The organism is Rhizobium freirei PRF 81 (assembly GCF_000359745.1).
GTDB classification, from domain to species: Bacteria; Pseudomonadota; Alphaproteobacteria; order Rhizobiales; family Rhizobiaceae; genus Rhizobium; species Rhizobium freirei.
Map to the genome: position 1 here is coordinate 1 of NZ_AQHN01000032.1, position 19,303 is coordinate 19,303.

The 19,303-nt window shown below is 58.5% G+C and carries 15 protein-coding genes and 1 pseudogene; 12 read left to right on the top strand and 4 right to left on the bottom strand.

Translation table 11 applies throughout. The features are described 5' to 3' along the window. Positions 1–409 precede the first annotated feature (409 nt). From RHSP_RS33420 to RHSP_RS08005, 3 genes and pseudogenes are all read left to right on the top strand, one after another. Positions 410–1,470 (top strand): IS630 family transposase gene (locus tag RHSP_RS33420; protein ID WP_184462176.1). Its coding sequence is split into 2 segments (ribosomal slippage): positions 410–902 and positions 902–1,470, totalling 1,062 coding nucleotides; the frame shifts between segments, so codons are not numbered across the junction. A gap of 96 nt (positions 1,471–1,566) precedes the next feature. After that, positions 1,567–2,991: pseudogene (locus RHSP_RS08000) on the top strand (IS701 family transposase). Between the two features lie 138 nt (positions 2,992–3,129). Further along, on the top strand, positions 3,130–3,696 hold the full coding sequence (locus tag RHSP_RS08005) for a hypothetical protein (protein ID WP_120671006.1): 567 nt from the start codon (positions 3,130–3,132) through the stop codon (positions 3,694–3,696). 264 nt (positions 3,697–3,960) lie between these two features. Here the strand turns inward: RHSP_RS08005 and RHSP_RS08010 are convergent, their stop codons facing one another. The 3 genes from RHSP_RS08010 to RHSP_RS08020 all read right to left on the bottom strand — a co-directional run bounded on the left by RHSP_RS08010 (position 3,961) and on the right by RHSP_RS08020 (position 6,985). Further along, positions 3,961–4,950 carry a LysR family transcriptional regulator gene (locus RHSP_RS08010; protein WP_004112688.1) on the bottom strand — a complete coding sequence of 330 codons (990 nt, stop codon included), beginning with the start codon at positions 4,948–4,950 and terminating at the stop codon, positions 3,961–3,963. Positions 4,951–5,063: 113 nt separating this feature from the next. Then, positions 5,064–5,654 carry a NodA family N-acyltransferase gene (locus RHSP_RS08015; RefSeq protein ID WP_004112689.1) on the bottom strand — a complete coding sequence of 197 codons (591 nt, stop codon included), beginning with the start codon at positions 5,652–5,654 and terminating at the stop codon, positions 5,064–5,066. A gap of 575 nt (positions 5,655–6,229) precedes the next feature. Next, positions 6,230–6,985 carry an aquaporin gene (locus tag RHSP_RS08020; protein WP_004112693.1) on the bottom strand — a complete coding sequence of 252 codons (756 nt, stop codon included), beginning with the start codon at positions 6,983–6,985 and terminating at the stop codon, positions 6,230–6,232. A gap of 673 nt (positions 6,986–7,658) precedes the next feature. On the opposite strand from RHSP_RS08020, the gene RHSP_RS08025 reads away from it, so the two are divergent. Both RHSP_RS08025 and RHSP_RS08030 read left to right on the top strand, forming a co-directional pair. Then, entirely contained in the window at positions 7,659–8,117 is a 459-nt protein-coding gene (locus RHSP_RS08025; RefSeq protein WP_004112695.1) for a phasin, read from the top strand. A 626-nt stretch (positions 8,118–8,743) separates the two neighbouring features. Next, entirely contained in the window at positions 8,744–9,049 is a 306-nt protein-coding gene (locus RHSP_RS08030; protein ID WP_004112697.1) for a DUF982 domain-containing protein, read from the top strand. Between the two features lie 623 nt (positions 9,050–9,672). Here RHSP_RS08030 and RHSP_RS08035 read toward each other — a convergent pair. Further along, complete coding sequence (locus RHSP_RS08035; protein ID WP_004112704.1) at positions 9,673–10,926, bottom strand: ROK family transcriptional regulator; 1,254 nt, start codon at positions 10,924–10,926, stop codon at positions 9,673–9,675. A 271-nt stretch (positions 10,927–11,197) separates the two neighbouring features. Here RHSP_RS08035 and RHSP_RS08040 point away from each other — a divergent pair, with 271 nt between their 5' ends. The 7 genes from RHSP_RS08040 (at position 11,198) to RHSP_RS08070 (ending at position 18,890) form a co-directional block, all read left to right on the top strand. Beyond that, the gene (locus RHSP_RS08040; RefSeq protein WP_004112705.1) at positions 11,198–12,664 is read left to right on the top strand and encodes an ABC transporter substrate-binding protein; all 1,467 of its coding nucleotides are present in this window, start codon (positions 11,198–11,200) and stop codon (positions 12,662–12,664) included. Between the two features lie 73 nt (positions 12,665–12,737). After that, positions 12,738–13,667 (top strand): carbohydrate ABC transporter permease, encoded by a 930-nt coding sequence (locus RHSP_RS08045; RefSeq protein ID WP_004112707.1) that lies wholly within the window; start codon positions 12,738–12,740, stop codon positions 13,665–13,667. 1 nt (position 13,668) lies between these two features. Beyond that, on the top strand, positions 13,669–14,499 hold the full coding sequence (locus RHSP_RS08050; protein ID WP_004112708.1) for a carbohydrate ABC transporter permease: 831 nt from the start codon (positions 13,669–13,671) through the stop codon (positions 14,497–14,499). A gap of 30 nt (positions 14,500–14,529) precedes the next feature. After that, entirely contained in the window at positions 14,530–15,555 is a 1,026-nt protein-coding gene (locus RHSP_RS08055) for a Gfo/Idh/MocA family protein (RefSeq protein ID WP_004112709.1), read from the top strand. Between the two features lie 77 nt (positions 15,556–15,632). Continuing rightward, positions 15,633–16,799: an ABC transporter ATP-binding protein gene (locus RHSP_RS08060; RefSeq protein ID WP_004112713.1), complete on the top strand. Its 1,167-nt coding sequence runs from the start codon at positions 15,633–15,635 to the stop codon at positions 16,797–16,799. A gap of 172 nt (positions 16,800–16,971) precedes the next feature. Further along, entirely contained in the window at positions 16,972–17,481 is a 510-nt protein-coding gene (locus RHSP_RS35465; RefSeq protein WP_240535384.1) for a hypothetical protein, read from the top strand. Next, entirely contained in the window at positions 17,463–18,890 is a 1,428-nt protein-coding gene (locus RHSP_RS08070) for a methyl-accepting chemotaxis protein (protein ID WP_240535385.1), read from the top strand. The genes RHSP_RS35465 and RHSP_RS08070 overlap by 19 nt, the downstream gene beginning before the upstream one ends. Positions 18,891–19,303: the final 413 nt, after the last annotated feature.

The window sequence follows — 19,303 nt, forward strand, 5'->3', positions numbered from 1 at the left end:
AGCGCGACAGGGCCGACAAATATAACCGTCGGTTCTTTGCTTGGTGATTGGCATGGTTGTTGCGTCGTCTCAGGAAGACAGTGCACTAAGGAAAGGTCATGATGATTCATGGATGCTCGATGGCGATGGTCCTTGTCGGTGGATACCTTCTTGCTGCATCCGCAGGGGACTTGGCGGCGCTGAGGATGGTTTATCTGCGTCGCCATTGTCGATGGCTGATATATCCAATTTCGATACTTTCATGGTTCGCAGCCCACCGATTTCACTCGGCCTGGATCCGTTTTATGCCAAGTATGCTGACGCAGCAGGCATACCTATTCTTACTGATACCGCGTCCCGTTTAACTTGACTCTTTGGCCTTCCCAAAACGCGGTGAATCTGAATCTCTGGAGCAAACCGGAGGTCTGCGATGCGATCAGGGATTTCATTGCGTGAGGATTTTGAGGGAGAAGGTCTGCGGCGGCTGGCGCGGCAGACGAAGGACGCCGCCCAGGCACGACGTTTGTTGGCGCTCGCGTCGATCTATGACGGAGGCTCGCGTTCCGATGCCGCCCGTCTCGGCAATGTCACGCTCCAGATCGTTCGGGACTGGGTCATGCGCTTCAACGAGCGTGGTCCCCAAGGCCTGATCAACGGCAAGGCTCCCGGTCCGCAGTCGCGATTAAACGATCAGCAGCGTGCGGCCTTGGCACAGGCCATCGAGCGCGGACCGACGCCCTATCTTGACGGCATTGTGCGTTGGCGTCTGTGCGATCTGGTTCAATGGCTTTGGGAAGGGTTTCGCATCTCGGTGAGCGAGCAAACGCTGAGCCGTGAGGTGCGAGCCATGGGCTATCGCAAGCTGGCCGCACGGCCCAAACATCACGCGCAAGACCCCCAAGCCATTGAGGAATTTAAAAAAAGTTCCCCGCCGCGGTGGCAGAAATTGCCGCTGGAGCGGCACGAGGCAAGCAAATAGAAATCTGGTTCGAGGACGAAGCTCGCATCGGTCAGAAGAACAAGATCACGCGCCGGTGGGCCAAGCGCGGAACGCGACCTTCAGCGCCGCATGATCAACGCACCAGATCGGCCTACATCTTTGGCGCAATCTGCCCGAAGCTCGGCAAAGCGGCAGCGCTGGTCATGCCGTGGTGCGACACCTACGCGATGACGCAGCATCTGGCCGAAATCGCCCGTCATGTCGCCGATGACGCCCATGCCATCCTCATCATGGATCAGGCGGGATGGCACATGTCCAACAATCTCGTCGTGCCCGAAAACATAACGATCCTGCCGCTCCCGCCGAAATCGCCAGAGTTGAACCCGGTCGAAAACCTCTGGCTCTTCATGCGCGAGAATTGGCTCTCGAACCGAGTCTTCAAATCCTACGACGATATCGTCAATCACTGTTGCGACGCATGGCGAAAACTCGAAAGTCAGCCCTGGCGCATCATGTCCATCGGACGCAGAGAATGGGCCAATGCGTTCTGATCAATGAGAAGCCGTATGAGTCACAAAAAACGGGAGATTCGCGGTTTGCGATGATGTGCTAGCGTGGCGATTCGTGGTCAGCAGGAGCAAGCTGAGATGAATGGCCTGAGCGGAAGAAGTGAATCAGACTTTGCGGATTATGTCGAGAGGCTTGTCGATGTGATCGGCCATGCCGATCGGGCAGAGCCGCTGAAGGATTACTGCCTTGGCCTCATGCTGCCGGTGGAGCGCAAGAGTGTCGAGCCTCTGGCAGCGGTAACGGCACCGGCGAGGGTTTCGTCCAAGCATCAGTCGTTACTGCATTTCGTCGGTCAGGCGCCGTGGTCGGACGAGGCGCTTCTGCGGCGGATTGGCGATTTGGTGCTGCCGCTGATCGAGCGACATGGGCCGATCGAGGCGTGGATTGTAGATGACACCGGCTTTCCCAAGTAGGGCAGGCATTCGGTCGGGGTGGCGCGGCAATATTGTGGCCAACTCGGCAAGCAGGACAACTGCCAAGTCGCGGTCAGCTTGTCGATCGCCAACGTCGCAGCGAGCTTGCCGATTGCCTACCGGCTGTATCTACCCGAGATCTGGGCCGACGATGCCGAGCGGCGGCGCAAGGCGAAGATCCCTGACAGCGTCGCATTCCAGACCAAACCGGCCATCGCGCTGGAGCAGATCCGAGCCGCCCAGGCAGCCGGAGTGGCGCCCGGTGTGGTGTTGGCCGATGCCGGCTATGGCGTGGACGGCGCATTCCGCGCCGGCCTGTCGGCACTCGGCCTCGACTATGTCGTGGGCGTGCAGCCGACACTCAGCGTCTGGCGACCCGGCGAGGGACCATTGCCACCCGAGCCCTGGCGCGGAAAGGGGCGGCCAACCTCGCTGATGCGCCGCAGCCCCGAGCACAGCCCGATATCGGCCAAGGCGTTGGCGCAGGAACTGCCGCAAGATGCCTGGCAGATCATCGGCTGGCGGGAAGGAACCAACACTGACCTCAACTCTCGCTTCGCCGCCGTGCGCGTCAGGCCCGCGTCCAGGGATTACAAATTGACCGAGCCCCGCGCCGAGGAATGGCTGCTGATCGAATGGCCCGAGGGTGATGCCGAACCACTCAAATACTGGCTCTCCACTCTCCCGGCCGCCGCTTCGCTCGCAAAGCTCGTCAGCACCGCCAAGCTGCGCTGGCGCATCGAGCGCGACTATCAGGAACTCAAACAGGAACTCGGGCTCGGCCACTATGAGGGACGCGGTTGGCGCGGCTTCCATCATCATGCAAGCCTCTGCATTGCCGCTTACGGATTCCTCATCTCCCAAAGGGAGACGATTCCCCCCTCAGCGCCGCCCGAAACCAAAAACCGCCCGCAATCTGGCCTTCCCCAGGGTTATCGACCCCGCGGAGCCCCCGATCCGACCCGAGCGACACGTGTCGAATTCGATCGCCACAATCCGAAGGCACTTGACCGTCGCACTCAGTCGCAACCTCCAGCGATGTCCATGCTGCTCCCGGATGAAGGATCGATAAAATCCACAAATTTGTGACGCAGTAAGACTATTATCTCGTCCGAAAAGGTTCCAGACACGGCACTTTTAATCGCACGTGACATTGTCCTATACATGTTGTCAGAACGTCGTGATGTTCGCGATGCCTTAATCTGGGCCGGGGCGCGGGTGGGCATCATGGCGATCGACGAGACGACGACTGACATTCCGGAGCAGCGGGATTGGAAGAAGCCGGCGCCCGATGATCCCCGCCTCACCCCCGACGAACGGCGGAATTACGCCAACACGATCGACAAGATGACTGCCCGGGAATACTGGGCCCAACGGGCACGCGGCATGGGCGGGCTCTACACGACGGGGGCCGTGGAAAATTTGATGGGCGTGCCTGGCACTCGCTATTACGGAGGAAACATTCTTGTTCACGAATTCTCACATAATATCTTCAACGCGCTTCGCACGGTGGATCCTGATCTCGTCGCGCGAGTTGAAAAAGCCTATTTCCACGCCCGCGAGAAAGGACTCTGGGCGCGTTCGTATATGGAGAACACCGTCGATGAGTATTGGGCCGAAGGCACGCGGTTTTGGTTCAATACGAATACAGCTTACAGCCATGGTGCACTCACCGTCGCCACATCAGACGAGTTCGAGGCTCACGATCCAGAGCTCTACAATATCATGGCTGAAGTCTACCGCCATGATCACCACATTCTGGCGGATGTCTTTTACCGGCACTCTGCAAAGTAACGGCTAACGTCGATCGCCTCGGTAACGGGTGCTGAGCCTTATGCCTGCAGTCCGCAAAGGCGACCCGAGTTATGGCAGCTCGTCCTTCCTGTCGATCGGACCGCTGCAATTATTCGAGTTTTCGTTCAACTGGAGCATCCATGCTGTTCCGCTGCGCCCGGACGCAAAATAACGTTGCGACCGGTTATCGCCGTGCGGTCGAACCCAATTGGCTTGTGTAAATCTTAAAGTGAAGGGCAAAGCACGTGACTTCTCCGCCCGTTATCAAGTTCGCCGATCGCAGGTGAGCGGGTCAGGGCCGGTGCTAATCCGGTGCATATGAGGTTCGGCCGCGCCCGGCGGCGAAATCATGTGGGACGCCTCCTTGAATAAGAGTTCGCGTATCCAGAGGCTTGCCGGATCACTATTGTGCAGAGCGGGCCATTGTACGGCTTCGGTGAACGGAAGGAGTAGTGGTAGCGGAAGCTCAACGATTTGCAGGGGTATGGTTTTTGCGAAATGCTGCGCCAGCCGTAAGGGCATGGTTCCTATGCGTTCGTTGCCCGAAACCATCGGCGGGATCATGCTGAAGCCATGCACGACGACGTCGATGCGTCTCTTGTGACCATATTCGAGCAAATACCATTCCTCGATGCCAGGCCTACGGACATTCCCAAACTTGACCACAACGTGTCCCATCGACATGTATCTCTCGAACGTAAACGGCTCTTCCAGTTGCTTGTTCGAGGTGCAGCCTACGCACACGTGGACATCATCGAACAGCCCTGCTCGGGGATGGGTGTTCGACGCGAACACTTCCGGCAAAATGAGAAGATCGACGTCGCCGCGCCGGAGTAAATCATCAGTGTCATCGCCCGGGGGCCGAAATTCGAAGCTGACAGCAGGAGCTTCCCGCGCCGCGCGCTCAACGACTTTTTCGAAAAATACGAGCGCGACGTAATCGGAAAGGATAACTTTGAAGCGACGATCCGATTGGGCGGGCTCAAACGGCTCTCTGGAAATAATGGAGAGCTGAACATGGAGCAGAGCATCTCGCAAGGCGGGTGCCAGGCTTTCTGCCCTAGGTGTGGGGATAAATTCGCGCCCAGCGATCGTAAACAGCTCATCTTGGAAGAAGGTGCGCAGCCGTGCGACCGCCGCGCTCATGGCTGGCTGGCTCAGGTTAATGCTGCGCGCCGCCGCCGTCAGATTACGTTCGCTCATCAGGGCGTCGAGCGCAACCAGAAGATTGAGATCAAGGCCATTGAACCGCATATTTCTTCATCCGATGGCGGCCGATATGATCCTGCCGATGACCGGACCGGATTGCGCTTGGGACAGTGAGCTCCACGAGGAGCCTGAGCACTTCCGCTAGCAGTCGAGGTAGCTCATAACTCCGGTCCGTTCCGGTCGATCATCGTACCGGCTGGCCAGGCGGAGATGGGCTGTCCAATCGGCATAATGATGACAAGCGGATCCTCGACACGGGTGGGCGGCAAGTCGATGCGTGCGTGTGGCAGCGTAGATCGTACGCTCACCTGCGACACAACAGTCAGTGGACTGTGTCGGCCGAATCTTTCAATGTGTTTCCGCAGCTCGGGTCGAACCGTACCGAAGGCGAATGGAACTTGAAACTTCTGCAATGTGGGAAGCATAACCTGAATCGAATGGGCGATGCCGAGCCCCTCGAGATCCGGACGCACTCCATATAAACCTAGCTCAGCCACCAAAAGGTCTACCCCGTCAACTTTGATGAAGCGGCGCAGCAAGCCCAGATGGGCCGCAACACCGATCGAGTCGTACGCGATCGCACGAAGCTCCGGTCTTGCTCCGGCCCAGCTTTGACTGCCTTGGAACGGCTTTGCATTAAACGCGCCAGTCGGCCCGTATGTCTTCCGAAAGAACTCGGCGAGTTCGACATGATCGGAGAGTTGCAACTCATTTTCCCAGCACAATTTCCACTGCACGTCTGCGCGCATTCAAAGACCTCTTCTTTTGACGCTGGCCGGACGATTTACGGCCTAAGGGTTGTTATTATATCGCTACGACAAGCAATGGTAGTATATCGGCACAAGTGCTGGCCGATGGCTTTCCTGCAAGGCTGATGCTCTTCGTCCTATGGACGCGGGCGAGGCGATATCCTTGACCCCAGCGGCCAATATCATGAGGCGAACCAAAACTGAAATGGCATTCCTTCATGGATCCATGAGCAGCGCTCATAATGGTGAGCAGAGAGTGTTTGCAGGTGAAGCCAAAAAGTGCTCGCGTTCGAACCGCTCACAGAGGACTCCTGAAGGAGCATCAGCCGCAATATCGATCGGACGTATTTTCGGCCGTTGGGCTAGGTCTGAATGGACCCAAGTTTTTTCCAATACTGGCCGCGGTCCGATTTTCCTCTCGGGAAAGAAGGTCGATGCGCCCTAAAGACGAGATTGGAACCGGCTTAGGTGACAATGAAACGGCGGAAATGGAATCACGTGACATGTAGCCCCATACTGGCTCGGGGGCGGGGCGGTTCGCCGCCAAGGAAATGTGAAGTCCGTCGAAATCCCGGTCAGGGGCGCGGTTGGAAGTGGCGAGCTGCATCAGCTCTACTTCGCCCTGCAAGAGTAGCGCCATTGCGCTTCAGCGAGTTGCTTGTTGGTCGAAACGCGAGAACTTCAGTGAGTTGCAGAAGGCCCGCCGCAACAGCACCGAGCATCGGTGCAATTATATAGAGCCAGAGCTGTGAGCGCGCCGTCTCCCCTGCAAAGAGCGCCGGGCCGAGCGACCGTGCAGGGTTTACAGAAGCACCCGAAACCGAAATGCCGGCCAGATGGATTGCGACTAAGGTAAGACCAATTGCAAAACCTGCGACAGTGCCCGCCCCTTCCTCGGTGGTGCTTTTGAGAAATACCGTTACAAACAGGAACGTGGAGATGAACTCAAACAGGAACACAGATCTGACCCCATAAGCTCCCCAGCCGTTTTGGGCGAAACCTTCTACGGCAATGTCGTAGCCACCGACTTTGTCCATGGCTATCACATAGAGAGCGCCTGCGGCCGCTATAGCCCCCGCACTTTGAGCCAAGACATACGCGAGGAAGTCCCACAGTCCAAACCGTCGCGAAACAAGAAAACCGAGGCTGACCGCGGGATTGAGATGAGCGCCTGATACTGGGCCAATCGCGTAGGCCATCGCCACCACTGTCATCCCGAAGGCAAGAGCGACACCGAGGGGGCCCACCTCGGAACGCATAAAGACGAGTGTGCCGCAGCCGAAGAAAATGAGCGCAAACGTTCCTAGTAATTCGCAAAAATATCTATTCATCCTTAACTCCGTTGATTGCATCTCTGCGGATATTTGTCGTCAACCTCGACATTCTCGCTGCCGACTGGGTTTTTGGCAGGTTATCGATGCAGTGTTCGCCAGAACCCTTTGACGCCCACAGGATCAATCGTCCGGTCCGTTCTGTGCCCTATGTCGTTGACTTCAATTTTGTGACGACCAGCCGAGATCAGGACCGGTGCCCTTGCTGCGGCTTGCTCCCGGCGGTCTGCGATAAACACACAAGTTTCGTGCCAAACAAAAGTGGGTCTACGGCAGAGCGATCACTCCGAGGGTCGATCTATCTGGCGTTCAAAAAAGTCTTGAGTCCGACAATAAGCGACATAGCAGACGCGTTGCAGTCTGAAGATTTGCGCGCAAGCGGCAGAACAATACTCGGAAACACCTTTTTGAAAGCGTATGCCTAGTTGGCATCGAGTTTGCACGTACTCGTCGTTAGGCGGCAAGAAGCAGCCAAGTATATGGCCGCCTTCCTAAACCAGGCGGTAACGGAGCCAATTCGGATCTCTCGGATCCGTTTCTGAAGAACGGCCGTCAAACTGAGTTCCGCATTTGTCCATGTCCAAACTGCCAGGTGATACTCTCAGGATCAAATTTTTCAACAATATCGCCGTGCCTAGCGACATTAACAAACAACGTGAGAAGGAATAGCACTATGACCACCAAGGTTTCAGAAAGGTCCTTTGAAACAATCGAAAATTCAGCATCATCGCCTCTGAAGGTGGCCGATCAAATCGGGGCATCCGTAGAAAAGGGGAACAAACAGTTGACCGAAGCTTTCTTTAAATTCGCGTCGAGCGCTGAAGAGGCGCAAAAAATACTCACTCCGATCTTCGAAACCGCAACGCTGGCCGGCTACGAATTGTCGCTTAAGTCCGTCGCTGCGTTGCAGGCGAATGCGGTGGCCGGTTTCTCGCATTTGCAAGCGTTGTTCGGCGCGAACTCGCCGTCACAGGTCTTCGAACTCCAATCGGCGTTCCTGCACAAGCGCGTAGACACCAGCATCGAGAATGCCAAGGAATTCCGGGCACTGGCGAGCAAGGCAGTGGCTGAGATCGCCAAGCCGATCAACAATGCATTTGACAAATTTTTGGCGGACCTCAAGGCAGTATAAATTGGCTGGCCAGTGCAACAACGTCCTATGGGACTGTTGTACCCTCCGTCTTAATTAGGAGGAAGACGAGCGCTACCCTACGATCTGTTGTGTTCGCAATTTCAATCGACGGATCATGATCCTAGTTTCGTTTAGAGAATCCAAGGCCACTAAAGAATTGTTTGACAGAAGGAGCCGTGGGATGTGATAGCGCTTAATTGCCGAAGCAAGGAAACTGACGCGGTCGCAGCCTCGGCAATAACCGCTTTTTTGAAGTGGTCGTCGGGAGGCGCGCGGCTAGCAAGGGCTTAGTTGCTCGATACCTTGCGCCATCCTGATCATCGCAGCTAACGACGACTCTCCCGTTCTACGATCGTCAGTCGGTGCGATCTTCGCAAGGGAGCGGCTTGGTTGGCCGCACCACGCACGATCAGAGAAAAGGCTTTGCGATTATTGCCGTAGGCGGTGGCAAGTTTCACGATATCGCGTCGCATCGTAACAGGCGACGTTTGCCACCCGCTCTGCCTTGAGGGTCGCCCCCTGCTGGCTCGATCAAGGCGACTTCGCGTCGTTCCGACTCTTGAACGCGCGAAAGTTATTCCAATATTTGCCGGATGGTCACAGGTGACATTGGAAAGGAAAATAGGATGCCGATAACCGATGTCTCCTGGACTCGTCTGGTCACTATCCGACTGCAGTGTGGTCTTGAGCGGACGTTTGCGGGCGTTTACGATGCTTTGGATTTTCTCGAAAACGAATGGCCATTGCGTTATGGCGAGCGCCATCAGCGTGCCATCAGGACCTGTCGCGGTGCCCTCAATGGCGGCGTAGCCGCCGTCGTTGCACGAGAGGCATTCATGGCCGCTTGCCTCGAAGCCGGCATGGTGGCCCCTTTGAAAGCCAAGCCGAACGCCCACCCGGGACGAATCGCTCGGCGGGCTCTCGTCCAATGATTTGGATGGTCCCGCTTTGCTCAAGGCTGGACTTGCGCTTTCAAGTCCAATCCAGATCGCCCCCGTCGACCGTCTGATGAAGGCTAGTTCCTTGGCGGTGTGGTCGACCTTGGCGACAACGGCCGGTTGATCATGCACCGAAACGAGCAAGGTGTGAATGAGTGCGCTTGCCGAGCAGCTTCGCGTAGCGCAGACGTATCTCCTTCTTGTCGATCTCACATTCGATACATTATTCAACGAGCACGGCAAATTCGCAGTCGTCTATCGGAGTTGCACGAGCGCGCGCGTGCAATCGACGTTCTGCAATCTAGCGATCGCCGGCACTGCATGTTGTCGTTCCCCCGATCGAACTAAGAGCCGCTGGGATAGCAATCCGATCAAGCGATCAAGCAGCCGCTACTTGAAGCAATACGCAGACCATGATTGGCCCTTACGCCCTTATCGATTGCCTCACGGAACTTTCATTGGGTATCCGAGATTGTGCTGGAGAAAGACCCCTCCCAGACAAAGCGCGAGCGGCCCGCTTGTGCGGCGAGATCGATAGTTTTGTGACCTCCCGACAATTGAAACCACAATGGCTCAGCCGCGTCGTTGGCCGTTTCGCCGCCGGGATCGTATCCCGCCTAGATGACGAGCTTCAGGTGGCTGGACAAGACCAAGCCAGCGGCCCCTCGCAATGCCGTATGACCTTCTCCGATGCCATTCAGCGTGATCGAAATCTCCTGGTTCGGTCGCTTCTTGACCAACCGTTCGACATGTTGCCTGACGCGTTCGGCCGCGTCCGCGCCGCCGCCTGCAATGTCCCCATGCAGCACATAGGAGTTGAGTGACAGGGTCTGCTGCAGGTTGAGGATCCCGAAGGCGACGTTTCTGGTATAGCGGTCCAGCAGACCATTCGCAGCTTCGGCGCCTTCTGCTGCCTCTTTGACGAGGCGAGCACAGGTGACGCTTTCAGGGTTTGCGAAGCCAAGTCGGGCCGCTTCACGCCGCAGCCAGGGTAGGGCGGCGACTGTTTCCCAGCATCCGTGCTTGCCGCAATTGCAGAGTTCCCCATCGATTTGCACGACGGTATGGCCTAGTTCGCCGCCGGAGCCGGCAAGGCCCCGGTAGACCCGTCCGTCGATGTAGAAAGCGCCGCCCAATACCTCACCGGTATAGATCGCCGCGAAGTTTTGTTGGCCCCGTCCCGGCCCGAACCACCGGTCGCCAACGAGAAGCGCGCGCGGATGATGGTCGATGACAACAGGCAATGAGAAATGCGCCTGCAGGATATCGACCAAGTGGAGGCCAGTCAGAACGGGCGCAAGATTGACGGCGAGGATCACCCCGTTGTCGCTGTCGATCATGCCCCCCGAGGCGATGCCGATCCCGAACGGTGCCTGGTGGGCTTGGGAAAGCGTCGCGGACAAGGTGTCCTTGATGATCGCCAGGAACGCACCCCTATCGCCATGCGGATCGAATTGCGCTTTGGTGAGGGCTTTGATATCGCCGCTGAGCGTCACAAGGCATGTCTGGATCCTGCCGGGCAAGAGAAGCACGGCGCCTAGCATTGGTGCTTCAGGATTGAAATAGATCGGACGCGCCGGCTTACCGCCCTTGAAGTCTGAGGGCACTGCGTCGCCTTCGACGAGCAGGCCCTCCTCGATCATCGGCTGGACGATTCCCGTGATCGTCGTGCGATTGACGCCCGCCAGACGGGCAAGCTCGGCGCGGCTTTTCGGACCGTTGTCGTACAACGCCTGCAGCACCCGACCGCGATTGATCTCGCCGAGGGTCGACTGCGAAACGAGCCTTACATTGCCACTTTCGCCAGCAAGCGTGTCCTTGTTGGGACCGCGCTGCCCCAGCGAATAGGATGGCTGATTCTCGAACTTCAACTTGCATCTCCGATTTGCCAGCCCCGTCGTTCTAGCTTGAGAGCGCTTGCTCGACCAGATGGCGCTTGATGGCTTACCGCAACAGATGCGGAGGCTTTAGCCGCGGGAACGCCCGAACGCACCTTCTTGACAGTACCATAAGTTTGTGCGAAGTACAAACAAACTGTTGGCAATGGCAGATGAGGGGTAACAATCGAACTCGAGCTCGGCGCCGTGAAGGTTTCCCGTGGTCGGATGAGGTTGGATTTAAGAACAACTGAGGAGGCACCACATGACATTCGATATTGGAAATATGTCGCGCCGGAACATGCTGAAGTCGGCATCTGTCGCCGCTCTCTTGGCATCGAGCGCGGGCGCGCTTGTCGCGCCACGGCGTGCGTCTGCCCAAGACGCGAAGACCATACGCGTTCTGTCGGTCGAAGATCCATTCTTCTTCTCGATGAAAGCCATGATCCCGGAATTCGAAAAGGAAACGGGCATCAAGGTCGAGCTCGAAAGCCTCTCTTACGACGCGTTGCAGACCCGCCTTGTCTCGGCCTTCGTCGCCAAGACGTCGGACGCGGACGTCATCGCGGTCGACCAGATGTGGCTCGGGCAGTATCTCGACAACGGCTGGATCATCTCGCTCAACGACTACATCGCCAAGGATAGTGATATCGATCTCGCCGACTTCATTCCCGAGGTCCTCTATTCGTCGAACATGTGGCGCGGGCAGATCGCCACACTGCCGGTTGCGGCCTATGCGCAAGGGGTGATGTACCGCAAGGACATCTTCGACAGCTTCGGCATCGCCGCGCCACCGACAAAGGCCTCTGAAGACTGGACATGGACGAAGTACATCGAGACGCTGAAGTCGCTCGAAGGCAAGTCCTTCGGTGGCAAGCCGCTCTTCCCGACGGTGATCTGCGGATCGCAGCCGTCCCCGATCACCCATATGTTCACCCAGCTTTCCGCCAGTCACGGCGCGAACTGGTTCAAATCCTTCCCCGGCGCACCGTGGGACTTCTCGCCGCAGCTCACAGGTCCTGCCTGGTCAAAGTCGCTCGAGGTCTACCGGCAGCTTTACAAGCTCTCGCCGCCCGAGGCGATCAATTACGTCTGGTTCGATGCCGGCACCCGTTTCGCCAAGGGCGATATCGGCATGTTCTACTGGTGGACGCCGTATTTCTACCTGGTCAAGAACTCCGGCTACATGACCGGCAAGAAGTCCGATGTCATGGACAAGTATGCGACCGCAGCCCTGCCGAAGGCAGATGGCGTGGCGCAGACAGTCAGCCTCGGCGGCTGGAGCCTTGGCGTCCCGTCGAGTTCCGACCGGCAGGACAACGGTTACGCCTTCATAAAGTGGGCGACGTCAAAGGCGACCCAGAAGAAGATGGCTGAGTGGCCGGACCTCAATTTCCAGTTCTCGGATTTTGCCCGCAAGTCGCTCTACGAAGACGCGGACGTCAAGAAGATCTATTCATACCTCGATGTCCAGTACGACATGATGAAGCAGGGCAACGGCAAGATAACGCGTCCGCCGGTTCCGGGTTATACCGCGGTCGAAAGTGTGCTCGGCCTGACGCTCAACCAGCTTCTGACCGGCAGCGAAGATCCGAAGACCGCGCTGGAGCGCGCCAACAGCCTCTTCGAAAGCATCCTCAAGGGCAATCTGATGATCCCCTACCAGAAGGAAAGCTACGCTGACACGCTCGACGGCGCCAAGGCGCTGATCGGCAAGCTCGGCAAGGCGTAATGGAATTCTTCTCGGGCCGGCGCGGAAACGCTCGCGCCGGCGGTCATCCGCCAAGAAGAACTGGACTTCGACGATGCACACGACAGCCATTCGCTCCTTGCCAACGCTTACGCCCGTCCGGCGCGGCTTCGTCCGCCGCAACCTGCCTTACCTGTTGATCGCGCCTTCCGTGATTATGCTGTTGGCGCTGATCGCCTACCCGCTGCTCTTCGCTCTCAAATCCAGCTTTTACTTCTGGAACTTGCAGGTCGGGCCGCAGCCTTTGGCTTTCGTCGGCATCGACAATTACGTCCAGGCGCTCGATGCGTTCGATTTTCGCGCCGCACTTACCAACACGCTGATCCTTTCGGTGCTCGGCACGGCGATTGAGTTTTCGCTCGGCCTGGCGATCGCACTGGTGCTGCTCAAGGCGCTGCCCGGCATGAATGTCGTACGCGCGCTGCTGATCCTGCCAACCACGATCGCGCCGATCGTCGTCGGCTTCCTGTTTCGCTATCTTTATGATCCGGGCGGCGGTCTCGTGACATGGGTGCTGCAGTCGCTCTGGCTACCGGTGCCGGCGGAGGGCATCCTCGGGTCACCGACGACTGCGCTTGCCGCCATACTCTTCGTCGACATCTGGCAGTGGACGCCGTTCTTCGCCATCGTCCTCTATGCGAGCCTGCTTTCCGTTCCCGACGAGATCATCGAGGCGGCGCGTCTCGATCGCGCATCGGCCTGGACGATCCTGATGCGCATCAAGCTGCCTCTCATCCGGCGCACCGCGACCATCATCGTCATGCTGCGCTTCATGCAGATCTTCAACACCTTCGACACGGTGCTGGTGCTGACCCGCGGCGGGCCGGGGACCTCGACACGCACACTCGGCTATTCGCTCTACGAACAGGGTCTGGTGAACTTCAATGTCGGGTTGGTGAGTGCCCAGACGTGGATCACGGTGCTGATCGTCAACGTCATCATCGCCCTCTACGTGTTCTTCGCCTTCCGCAATGAGGAGTGGTGACATGGCCAGCCGCAAGACCTTCTATACTGCGCTCACCTATGCCGCCGGCCTCTTGTTCCTGGCGGTCTTCATCGGCCCGATCCTCTGGTTTCTGGCGCTCGCTATCCGGCCGGCAGAAACAGCGTTCGCGATGCCCCCGCAAGTGACCTTCGAACCGACGCTGGATGCCTTCCGCCACATCCTCGTCGATCCTGGCACGAACGCGCCGCAACTCGTGAACTCGCTCATCGTGGCGATCGGCGCGGTGTTGCTTAATCTGCCGTTCTCGGTGCCTGCCGCTTACGCGCTCTCGCGCTTTAAGATGCGGGGCAAGAAGAACATCATGCTCTGGTATCTCGGCCTGTTGATGGCGCCGCCGATTGCCTTCCTGATTCCGTATTTCGTGTTGATCACGCGGGTCGGCCTGCAAGGTTCGTATTTGTCGATGGTGCTGGTGCTGCAGACGTTGACGATCCCGTTTTCGGTCTGGCTGATGAAGAGCTTTATCGACGAGGTGCCGGCGGAGCTGGAGGAGGCGGCCCGCGTCGACGGCGCCCGCTGGCACACGATCATGTGGCGCATCACGCTGCCGATCGTCCGCCCCGGGATCATTGTCACCTCGATGTTCGCTTTCGTCTTTGCCTGGAACAACGCGGCCTTCCCACTGGTGCTGAGCTCGCGTTCAACCGCCACCCTTCCGATCGGAACGCTCGGATATTTCGCCACCAGCGGCGTGACCTGGAACTACATCGCAGCCGCCGCCGTGCTCGCGATGATCCCGCCGATGATCATCTTCCTGGTCTTCGACCGTTACGTCGTGCGCGGTCTCACCTTCGGCTCGGTGAAGGGCTGATCTTTTACGGTTTGAATGGAGTCATATAAAATGAGCAAACTTCGCATCGGCGTCATCGGCGCCGGCCTTTGGGGCAATAACCACGCCCACACCTTCAACGTGCTGCCGGAGACCGAACTGGTTGGCGTCTGCGACCTCGACGAGGGCAGGGCGCTGAAGATGAAGGAGAGTTTTGGCGCAATCGAAGCGTTCACCGACTATCAGAAGCTCATCGCCAGCGACCGGATCGACGCGGTGTCCGTCGCCACACCCGACTTTACCCACACACCGATCATCCTTGCAGCGCTCAAGGCCGGCAAACATGTCTTGAGCGAAAAGCCCCTCGCGACCACAGTCAAGGAAGCAGAAGAGATCGCCGAGGCTGCCGCAAAGTCCAAGGGCAAGTTGATGATCGACTTCCACAATCGTGTGAACCCGATCCTGGCGCAGGTTCGCGACATGATCCAGGAGGGCCAAATCGGGCTTGCCAAGCACGGCACGGCGCGCCTTTCCAACACGACCTTCGTTCCCTTCGAAATGCTGAGCTGGGCCGCGAAATCCTCCGCACTCTGGTTCCTGGGCAGCCATCTGGTCGATGTATTGCGCTTCATCCTCGAAGACGAGGTGACCCGCGTCTACGCCGTGGCCCGTTCCGGGACGCTTGCCGCCGGCGGCGTCGACACCAAGGATTTCCATGCCTCGATCCTCGAATTTTCCAGAGGCACTGTCGTGACCATGGAAAACAGCTGGATCCTGTCGCGCGACAACCCTTCGCTTGTCGATTTCAAGGTGGAAGTCGTCGGCGAAAAGGGTCAGATCCAGGCTGATCCCACCCATAGCGGCGGCCTGCGCCGTATCGTCGATGGTGGCATGCGGTTCAACGACTACATCGGCATGACGCCGACGGGTGCAACCCGCATCGGCGGCTTCGTGCAGGAATCCATCGCGCGCTTCGTCGATAGCGTCGTGCGTGGCGTGCCCCTGCTTGCCGACGCCAATGATGGGCTTGCCAACACCAAGGTACTGGCTGCGATTGAGGAGTCCGTCGCCAGCGGCAAGCCCGTGACCATCGGCTGATGGCGTGACCAATCTTACGAGGCACGCCATCCGACCCGATGACTTGCCTCGCCACGTGATACTGGGAGAAGAACTATATGGCGTCCATGACCTTTGACGGGATTGGAAAAACCTATCCGGACGGGACCGTCGCCGTCGCCAATGTGAGCTTCACGGTCGGCGACGGTGAATTCGTCGTGCTGGTCGGACCGTCGGGCTGCGGCAAATCTACGCTTCTGCGGATGGCGGCCGGGCTCGAGCAGCTCAATAGCGGCCGGCTGCTTATGGACGATCAGGATGTCACCAACACCGAGCCGCAGGACCGCGACATCGCGATGGTATTCCAGAACTATGCGCTGTATCCGCACATGACGGTCTACGAGAACATGGCCTTCGGCCTGCAGCAGCGCAAAATGCCGAAGGACAAGATCGAGAAGCTTGTGCGCGACGCAGCCGAGATGCTCGACCTTACGAAATACCTGAACCGCAAGCCGGGCGCGCTCTCCGGCGGTCAGCGACAGCGCGTCGCGATGGGTCGGGCGATCGTCCGTCATCCGATGGCATTCCTGATGGACGAACCGCTGTCCAATCTCGACGCCAAGCTGCGCGTCCAGATGCGGGCCGAGCTCAAGCTTTTAAACCAGCGTCTTGGCGTTACTACGCTCTACGTCACCCATGACCAGGTCGAAGCGATGACGATGGGTGACAGGGTTGCTGTGCTGAAGCCTGTCGCTGATGCCGGCGAGAGCAACCTGCAGCAGATCGACACGCCGCAGCGGCTTTACGACCGGCCGGCGAATTTGTTCGTTGCCGGTTTTATCGGTTCGCCTGCGATGAATTTCGTCCGGGCCGACCTTGAGGCGGACGGGGCAAGCCTGCGCGCGACGATCGCGGGAACCGGGATTGCGTTTCCGGTTCCCGCGAGTGCCGCATTGTCTGCCTATGCCGGACGGCAGGTGATCGCCGGGATACGCCCGGAAATGTTTCTGGTGTGCAAAGAGCATGAAGCGCTGTTCAACGAGCCGATCCCGGTTGCCGAAGCGCTCGGCCCCGACACCTTCGTCTTTTTCGACATTGCCTCTCCGCCCGTCGACATCAGCGACGTGGAGGATCCGCCAGAGTTCAAACGAAAGGGCACGAACCGGCTGGTGGCGCGTATCCCGCCAGTATCGACGCCCGCGCCCAACAAGCGCCTGCCGCTGACCGTCCATCTGGAAAAGCTGCACTGGTTCGATCCGCAAACAGGAGCTGCCATTCGCGACTGACCGGATGAAACGAGCAAGCGCTCGGATTTCCGGTCGTCTTGCCTGCCTCCCAGGGCGACTGGGGCTGTCGTCATTCAGGTCTCGGCGGCAGCCCCTTTTTTTAGTGGCTGGCTTTTTGGAACCCCGTGTTTGCGAACGCGGATATCAACATCATCTCAAAGGGGAGTGGCGTGTGAAACACGTTCCAATCGTTGGCAAGTTCTTCGTCGTTGTCGGCATGTTCGGGCTGGTGGCCCTCGGCCTCTCCCTCTACGAGACCCGGGAGTTGTTCAGGATCGACGCAGCCTACACCGACCTCCTGACAAAGAACGCAGCCGCCGCCCTTCACCTGGCCCAATCCAACCGAAGCCTCCAGACAGCCCGCGCCAATATCGGCGACATGATCATGGCGCGCTCCAAAGACGGCAGGGTGCGTGCTGAAGAAAGCCTCAAGGAGGCGCAGGAAAGCTTCGTCGCCTCCATGGATCTGGCGATCGCCGCGTTACCGGCGCAAGCCGACTTGCCGCCGTTGAAGACGGATGGGTTCGCAATCTTGACGACGACATGCGGTGCGGCAATCGCTGTTGGCCGAACGGCAGACAGCGAGGCCAGCATCGCCATGGTCCAGCAGCTCTTTCTGAGCATGTGCCAACCGGCATTCGCGGCAATATCGCCGAGATTTCAGTGGCGGCAGCCAAGATGATCGAGGATGCCGACCAAAAGCGCAGCGACGTTTCCGCCTTGGCCTCCGATACGTCGAAAAGGGCAATGGGCGGCGCCGTGATCGCTTTGGCAGCGGTGCTGGTTCTGGGCGTGCTTGCCGTTCGCGCCTGGATCGTCAAGCCGATCCGGCGGATCGCCGACACGATGACGACGCTGGCGGGCGGCAATCTCTCGGCAATTGTCGAAGGAACCGATCGTCGCGACGAGCTGGGCATGATGGCGAAATCGGTGCAGATATTCAAAGACAATGGGTTGCGAGCACGCGAGATGGAAAGAGACGTCGAAGCTGGCCGCGAGGCGCGCGAGCGCGAACGTGTGCGTGCGGAAGAGTTAGAGCGGGAGCGGGTAAGCAAGATGACGGAGGCCACCTCCAGCCTTGCTGAAGGTTTGAAGCATCTTGCCAGTGGCGACCTCACGTTCCGACTGGAACAACCGTTTGCCAGCGAATTCGAGCAACTGCGCGCCGACTTCAACGCTGCGCGCGAGCAATTGGCAACCGGCCTCCGGACGGTGGCAGTCGCCACTGCGGCGATCGATGGCGGTACATCGGAAATAAGCCAAAGTGCCCTCGAGCTTTCCAAGCGGACCGAGCAGCAGGCGGTCTCTCTTGAGGAAACCGCCGCCGCCCTTGATCAGGTTACACAAGGAGTTTCGAATTCCTCCAGGCGCACCGAGGAGGCCCGCCGCGCGGCAGCGGACGCGAATACGTCGGCACGCAATTCTGCGGCCGTGATGGCAAAGGCGATCTCGGCTATGCAGGGCATCGAACATTCGTCCAACGAGATCGCGAATATCATCGGTGTCATCGACGAGATAGCGTTTCAGACGAACCTGCTTGCCTTGAATGCTGGCGTCGAGGCATCCCGGGCCGGCGAAGCCGGCAAAGGTTTTGCGGTTGTCGCCCAGGAAGTCCGAGAACTTGCTCAACGATCTGCCCAGGCGGCCAAGGGGATCAAGGAACTGATCCGCAATTCGACGGGCGAAGTGAGTTCCGGGGTAAAGCTGGTGCAGGAAACGGGACGAACGCTCGAAAAGATTGAGGAGGAGGTAGGCCTGATCAGCAGCCAGCTTTCTGCCATTGCGACGTCTGCAAACGAGCAGTCCGCTGCCCTTACGGAGATCAACAGCGCTGTGAACCGGATGGACCATGTCACCCAGCAAAACGCTTCCATGGCCGAGGAATATACTTCGGCAAGCACATCGCTGGCAGGGGAGGTCCGGCGTCTGCAGGATATCGTCACCGAGTTTCGGCTCGACGCCTCTGAGGACCTTTTGCAAGCTTTTGAGCGGTCAGGCGACCTTCCGATGTCGGCAGGTTCGCCCGCGCTACGTCTCGTCGCTGATGTCAAGGGTGCTTTGGAGGGCTCACGCAAGGTTGCCGAGCATTGATACGACGGCCCGCTCCTAAGCGGTCGCGCCCTAGGCATCGGTGCGTTTCTGAATGGTTATGGCCTGGGCGGACAGGTCGTAAGTTGCAAGCGGCCTTCGAACAGGTTGGCGAGCCAGGATTCCACGGACGAGGTGATCAGTTCGCAAAAGGTGTTTGATGCCCAAATGGATACTCTCACCGATTGAAAGGTCTTGCCTGCTGTGGATAGCGCTCGGCAGAAGCATCGCAGAAATCGCGTTGTTGGAAGGAAAGAGCGAGGCAGACATCCGATCCTATCTTGAGCAGGCGGTCACCTCGGTCGGCGCGAGCTCTATAGAGGACGCGCTGAGGAAGATGAACTTCCATCGACCGTTACATTGACCTCACGGCAAATATGGCGGCGTGCTTCGCTTGGGTCGAGTACGTTCCCTTC

Coding starts and splice junctions, on each gene's coding strand:
- RHSP_RS08005 (WP_120671006.1), top strand. CDS start 3,130: ATGGCGATCGACGAGACGACGACTGACATTCCGGAGCAGCGGGATTGG.
- RHSP_RS08010 (WP_004112688.1), bottom strand. CDS start 4,950: ATGCGGTTCAATGGCCTTGATCTCAATCTTCTGGTTGCGCTCGACGCC.
- RHSP_RS08015 (WP_004112689.1), bottom strand. CDS start 5,654: ATGCGCGCAGACGTGCAGTGGAAATTGTGCTGGGAAAATGAGTTGCAA.
- RHSP_RS08020 (WP_004112693.1), bottom strand. CDS start 6,985: ATGAATAGATATTTTTGCGAATTACTAGGAACGTTTGCGCTCATTTTC.
- RHSP_RS08025 (WP_004112695.1), top strand. CDS start 7,659: ATGACCACCAAGGTTTCAGAAAGGTCCTTTGAAACAATCGAAAATTCA.
- RHSP_RS08030 (WP_004112697.1), top strand. CDS start 8,744: ATGCCGATAACCGATGTCTCCTGGACTCGTCTGGTCACTATCCGACTG.
- RHSP_RS08040 (WP_004112705.1), top strand. CDS start 11,198: ATGACATTCGATATTGGAAATATGTCGCGCCGGAACATGCTGAAGTCG.
- RHSP_RS08045 (WP_004112707.1), top strand. CDS start 12,738: ATGCACACGACAGCCATTCGCTCCTTGCCAACGCTTACGCCCGTCCGG.
- RHSP_RS08050 (WP_004112708.1), top strand. CDS start 13,669: ATGGCCAGCCGCAAGACCTTCTATACTGCGCTCACCTATGCCGCCGGC.
- RHSP_RS08055 (WP_004112709.1), top strand. CDS start 14,530: ATGAGCAAACTTCGCATCGGCGTCATCGGCGCCGGCCTTTGGGGCAAT.
- RHSP_RS08060 (WP_004112713.1), top strand. CDS start 15,633: ATGGCGTCCATGACCTTTGACGGGATTGGAAAAACCTATCCGGACGGG.